Below are 3,548 nucleotides of genomic sequence, written 5' to 3' on the forward strand. Positions count from 1 at the left end.
GCCCAGCCGGATCAATGACTTGAAAACTCTCGACACGGGTTCAGGCGGCCGATCCCGGTGCCGGCAAGTGCGGCTCGATCGCCGCGATCTCGTCGGCGGTGAGGGGTCCGGCTGCCAGTGCCGCTAGGCTGTCGTCGAGCTGAGCGACGTCGCGGGCACCGATCAGGGCGGTGGTGACTCGCGGGTCGCGCAGCACCCAGGTGAGCGCCAGCTGGGCCAGGCTCTGCCCGCGCCTCTTCGCCAGTTCGTCCAGGGCCCGGAGCCGTGCCTGCAGCTCGGGCGTCACCCGCTCGGGCTTGAGCGAGGTCGTGCCGCGGCTGGCCCGCGAGCCTTGCGGCACGCCGTCCAGATACTTGGCGCTGAGCAGCCCCTGGGCCAGCGGCGAGAACACTATGCAGCCGATCCCGTCCTCGTCCAGTGCATCCAGCAGCCCGCCTTCGGCGGTCCGGTCCAGCATGGAGTAGCGCGGCTGGTGGATGACACAGGGCGCACCCAGTTCGCGGAGCATCGCCGCCGCCTGGCGGGTCGTCTCCGGCGGGTAGTTGGACAGGCCGGCATAGAGCGCCTTCCCTGCGCGCACGGCCTGGGCGAGTGCCCCCATCGTCTCTTCCAGCGGCGTCTCCGGATCCGGCCGGTGGCTGTAGAAGATGTCGACATAATCCAGCCCCATCCGGCGCAGGCTCTGATCGAGGCTGGCCAAGAGGTACTTGCGCGACCCGTGGTCGCCATAGGGGCCGGGCCACATGGTGTAGCCCGCCTTGGTCGAGACAATCAGCTCGTCGCGATAGGGCCGGAAATCCCGGGCCATGACCCGGCCGAACAGTTCCTCGGCCGAACCCGGCGGCGGGCCGTAATTGTTGGCCAGGTCGAAATGGGTGATGCCGCGATCGAACGCCCGGCGCAGCACGGCCCGGCCGGTCTCCGGCGCATCGATGCCACCGAAATTCTGCCAGAGCCCCAGTGCGATCGCCGGCAGCTTCAGGCCGCTTCGGCCACAGCGTCGATAGGGCATCGTTTGATAGCGGCAGGCATCGGCCTGCCAGTCCAGGGCCATCGGCAATCCTCCCTTCGTTCGATCTCACCCGGTCTGCGGCCATGAGGGCGCCCTGTCCACCGCGCAGGCGGGCGGCCAACCGTAGCGGCAACGCAACGATCAGCCGGAGCAAGAAACTGGAGTTTTCTGGTCAACAATCTTATAGACCGGGGCGGACCTGTCGGATCTGTCGCTTCCCCCGCCTGCGGCCAAGCCGGACAGGGGGTCGCCGGGCCATCGGCACCGCCGCGCAATTCCGGATATGCCTGCGCGGATAGGACCGTTGACCCGGTGCGCCTTGTTTGGGCATGGCTCGACGCATCTTTCAGGAATCCAGGCTTCCGCCACGGCGTCCGGAACTTTGTCGCAGCACCTGACCCCATCGGATCATCCAGGCACCATGTCCCATCTCGACGAGCTCGAGGCCGAGAGCGTCTACGTCCTCCGTGAGGCGTTCGCCAAGCTGGAGCGGCCCGCCATCCTCTGGTCCCTGGGCAAGGACAGCAATGTCGTCCTGTGGCTCACCCGCAAGGCGTTCTTCGGGCACGTGCCGTTCCCGGTCATGCACGTCGACACGGGCAAGAAGTTCAAGGAGATGTACGAGTTCCGCGACCGCTACGCGAAGGAGTGGAACCTGAACTTCATCCGCGAAGAGTGTCCGCCGGTCGAGATGACCGACGCGACCCTGCCGCCGGCCGCCCGTTCGGCCGCGCGTAAGACGCTGGGCCTGAAGGCGGCGCTCGCCAAGCACCAATTCACGGGCCTGATCGCCGGCATCCGTCGCGACGAGGAGGCGATCCGCGCCAAGGAGCGCTACTTCTCGCCCCGCAGCGAGGACGGCTCCTGGAACCTGAAGGACCAGCCGCCGGAAGTGTTCGAGCAGTACATGACCAGCTTCCCGCCGGGCGTGCACGTGCGCATCCACCCGCTGCTGCATTGGACCGAGCTGGACATCTGGCGCTACACCAAGCGCGAGAACATCCCGGCCATCGACCTGTACTTCGCCAAGAACGGCATGCGCTATCGCTCGCTGGGCGACGAGGACATCACCAAGCCGGTGCCGTCCACCGCGTCCACCATCGACGAGATCATCGCGGAACTGGAGACGACCAAGGTGGCGGAGCGGTCCGGCCGCGCCATGGATCACGAGGCCGAGGACAGCTTCGAGCGCCTGCGCGCTTCCGGCTACCTCTGATCCTCCGCCCGCTCATCCGTTCCGCCCGGAAGCTACCAAGATGTCCGACCACAGCGGTCAGAAACTCGCCATCGTCATCGTCGGCAGCGTGGACCACGGCAAGTCCACCCTGATCGGCCGCCTCCTGCACGATACCGGCTCCCTGCCCGAGGGCAAGTTCGAGGCGCTGCAGGCCATGTCGACCAAGCGCGGCATGCCGTTCGAATGGGCCTTCGCGCTGGACGCCATGCAGGCCGAGCGCGACCAGGGCATCACCATCGACACCGCGCGCATCCGCTTCGCCACCAAGAAGCGCGACTACATCATCATCGACGCGCCGGGCCACCGCGAGTTCCTGAAGAACATGGTGACCGGCGCCTCGGCGGCCGATGCGGCGCTGCTGCTGGTCGATGCCGAGGAGGGGGTGCGCGAGCAGTCGCGCCGGCATGCCTATGTGCTCCATCTCCTGGGCATCCGGCAGGTCGCGGTCCTGGTCAACAAGATGGACCTGGTGGGCTACGACGCCGAGCGCTTCGGCAAGGTGGCCGCCGCTATCCGCGGCAACCTCAACGCCCTGGACATCGAGCCCACCCACATCATCCCGATCGCCGCGCGCGACGGCGACAACCTGGTCGCCCAGAGCGGGCGGATGCTCTGGTACCAGGGCCCGGCGGTAGTGGACGTGCTGGACGAGTTCCAGCCCCGCGCCCGCGGGATTGAGGCGCCGCTGCGCCTGCCGGTGCAGGACGTCTACAAGTTCGACCAGCGCCGGATCATCGCCGGCCGGATCGAGAGCGGCCGGCTGGAAGTCGGCCAGCAGATCCTGTTCTCGCCGTCCGGCAAGGTGGTGAAGATCGCCTCGGTCGAAGCCTGGAACGTGCCGGAGGCGCCGACCTCAGCGGTTGCCGGAGCATCGGCCGGCATCACCCTGGACGAGCAGATCTTCGTCGAGCGCGGCGAGATCATCAGCCATGTGGAGAACCCGCCGGTCCTGACCAACGTGTTCCGCGGCAAGCTGTTCTGGCTGTCGAAGAAGCCGCTCGAGGTGGGCCGCAGCTACACGTTAAAGCTGGCGACCGTGGAGGCGCCGGTGGTGGTCGAGAAGATCGAGAAGGTCATCGACACGACCGATCTCGGCGAGCGGCAGATGGAGCGGGTCGAGCGCGACGAGGCGGCGGAAGTGATCTTCCGCAGCACGCGCATGCTGGCGCTGGACGAGTACCGCAGCGTACCCGGCACCGGTCGGTTCGTCCTGGTCGACGACTATCTCACCGTCGCGGCGGGCCTCGTCTCGATGGAGGGTTATCCGGATCAGCGGCGCCAGCTGTCGGTCAAGGCGAC

Annotated in this window: 3 protein-coding genes; 2 read left to right on the top strand and 1 reads right to left on the bottom strand. The window is 67.4% G+C overall.

The genetic code is table 11. The annotated features are described in order from the left end of the window. Positions 1-40: 40 nt before the first annotated feature. The gene (mgrA, locus tag EQG76_RS21190; RefSeq protein ID WP_321573497.1) at positions 41-1,054 is read right to left on the bottom strand and encodes an L-glyceraldehyde 3-phosphate reductase; all 1,014 of its coding nucleotides are present in this window, start codon (positions 1,052-1,054) and stop codon (positions 41-43) included. Between the two features lie 379 nt (positions 1,055-1,433). On the opposite strand from mgrA, the gene cysD reads away from it, so the two are divergent. Next, the gene (gene cysD, locus EQG76_RS21195) at positions 1,434-2,228 is read left to right on the top strand and encodes a sulfate adenylyltransferase subunit CysD (RefSeq protein WP_159716318.1); all 795 of its coding nucleotides are present in this window, start codon (positions 1,434-1,436) and stop codon (positions 2,226-2,228) included. Between the two features lie 40 nt (positions 2,229-2,268). Next, a partial coding sequence (locus tag EQG76_RS21200; protein WP_159716319.1) for a sulfate adenylyltransferase subunit 1 occupies positions 2,269-3,548 on the top strand: 1,280 nt, incomplete at its 3' end.

The organism is Geminicoccus flavidas, from assembly GCF_009806515.1.
Lineage (GTDB): Bacteria > Pseudomonadota > Alphaproteobacteria > Geminicoccales > Geminicoccaceae > Geminicoccus > Geminicoccus flavidus.